We start from the raw sequence: 2503 nt of genomic DNA on the forward strand, positions 1-2503 counted from the left end.
TCATGGATGATCTGTTGCGGGAGTTTTTGACGGAGACCAGCGAGAGCCTGGACACCGTCGACAATCAATTGGTGAAGTTCGAGCAGGAGCCGAACAACGCCAAGATCCTGGATAACATCTTCCGCCTGGTCCACACCATCAAGGGCACCTGCGGCTTCCTCGGGCTGCCGCGGCTGGAAGCGCTGGCGCATGCCGGCGAGACCTTGATGGGCAAATTCCGTGACGGCATGCCGGTGACCGGGCAGGCGGTGACGGTGATCCTGTCCTCGATCGACCGCATCAAGGAGATTCTGGCCGGGCTGGAGGCGAGCGAAGCCGAGCCGGAAGGTAACGACCGCGACCTCATCGACAAGCTGGAAGCGATGGTCGAGCAGGGCATGGCGGCCATGGCAGCAGGCGCCAGCGCAGCTCCCGTCGCCGATGCCCCGCCTTTGGTGCCGGAAGCCCCGGCCGCTGCGCCGGCCAAGGCGATGACCACCGGCGCGCTGATCGAGCAGACCCTGGAGCGTCCCTTGCGTCCGGGCGAAGTCTCGCTCGACGAGCTCGAGCGCGCCTTCCGCGAGACCGCGATCGAAGCGCCGGTGCCTGTTGCAGCGGTGGCCAAGGCTGAAGTCAGGGCTGCGCCCGCGCCGGCGCTTGACGCCCCGGCGCCTGCGGCCAAGGAAACGGCCAAGGACGCTGCAAAACCCAAGGACAAGCCGGCGCCGAAGCGGTCGCTGGCCGACGAGGGCGCCGCCGAAGGCGACCGCATCGCCAACCAGTCGATCCGCGTCAACGTGGATACGCTGGAGCACCTGATGACCATGGTCTCCGAGCTGGTCCTGACCCGCAACCAGCTTTTGGAGATCTCCCGCCGCAACGACGATACCGAGTTCAAGGTGCCGTTGCAGCGGCTGTCCAACGTCACCGCCGAGCTGCAGGAGGGCGTCATGAAGACGCGCATGCAGCCGATCGGCAATGCCTGGCAGAAGCTGCCCCGCATCGTCCGCGACCTCTCGAGCGAACTCGGCAAGCAGATCGAGTTGGAGATGCACGGCGCCGACACCGAGCTCGACCGTCAGGTGCTCGATTTGATCAAGGACCCGCTCACCCATATGGTGCGCAACTCCGCCGATCATGGCCTCGAGACCCCCGCCGAGCGCTTGGCGGCCGGCAAGGGCGAGCAGGGCACCATTCGCCTGTCCGCCTATCACGAGGGCGGCCACATCATCATCTGCATCGCCGACAACGGCCGCGGCCTCAACACCGAGAAGATCAAGGCCAAGGCGCTCTCCAGCGGCCTGGTCACCGAGGCCGAGCTGGAGAAGATGAGCGAAGCCCAGATCCACAAGTTCATCTTCGCGCCGGGCTTCTCGACCGCGGCCGCCATCACCTCGGTCTCCGGCCGCGGCGTCGGCATGGACGTGGTGCGCACCAATATCGACCAGATCGGCGGCACCATCGACATCAAGAGCGTGGCCGGCGAAGGCTCCTCCGTCACCATCAAGATCCCGCTGACCTTGGCGATCGTCTCGGCCCTGATCGTCGAGGCCGCCGGCGACCGCTTTGCCATCCCGCAGCTCTCGGTGGTCGAGCTGGTGCGCGCCCGCGCCAATTCCGAGCACCGCATCGAGCGCATCAAGGACACCGCGGTGCTGCGCCTGCGCAACAAGCTGTTGCCGCTGATCCATCTGAAGAAGCTCTTGAAGATCGACGACGGCGCCGCTTCCGATCCCGAGAACGGTTTTATCGTGGTCACGCAAGTCGGCAGCCAGACCTTCGGCATCGTCGTCGACGGCGTGTTCCACACCGAAGAGATCGTGGTGAAGCCGATGTCGACAAAACTGCGTCACATCGACATGTTCTCGGGCAACACCATTTTGGGCGATGGCGCCGTCATCATGATCATCGATCCCAACGGCATCGCCAAGGCGCTCGGCGCCGCCGGCGCCTCGGCCCATGACATGGCCGACGAGAACGGCGCGCATCACATCGGCGCGGGCGAGCAGACCACCTCGCTCTTGGTGTTCCGCGCCGGCTCGGCCCAGCCCAAGGCGGTCCCGCTCGGGCTCGTCACCCGCCTCGAGGAGCTGCCCGCCGACAAGATCGAGGTCAGCAACGGCCGCTACATGGTGCAGTACCGCGAGCAGCTGATGCCGCTGGTCGCCATGGAGGGCGTCACCGTTGCGAGCCAGGGTGCCCAGCCGATCCTGGTGTTCGCCGACGACGGCCGCGCCATGGGCCTCGTCGTCGACGAGATCATCGACATCGTCGAGGAACGGCTCAATATCGAGGTCGGCGGCTCCTCCTCGGGCATTCTGGGCTCGGCCGTGATCAAGGGCCAGGCCACCGAGGTGATCGACGTCGGCCACTTCCTGCCGATGGCGTTCGCCGACTGGTTCACCCGCAAGGAGATGAAGGCCTCGCTGCATTCGCAGTCGGTGCTGCTGGTCGACGATTCCGCGTTCTTCCGCAACATGCTGGCGCCGGTGCTCAAAGCCGCCGGTTACCGCGTCCGCACCGC

Annotated in this window: 1 protein-coding gene; it reads left to right on the plus strand. The window is 66.0% G+C overall.

The annotated features are described in order from the left end of the window. Window positions 1-2 precede the first annotated feature (2 nt). The coding region (locus IVA87_RS31850) for a hybrid sensor histidine kinase/response regulator (RefSeq protein WP_247336901.1) at window positions 3-2503 on the plus strand (2501 nt) is incomplete at its 3' end.

The organism is Bradyrhizobium sp. 147, assembly GCF_023073935.1.
Lineage (GTDB): Bacteria > Pseudomonadota > Alphaproteobacteria > Rhizobiales > Xanthobacteraceae > Bradyrhizobium.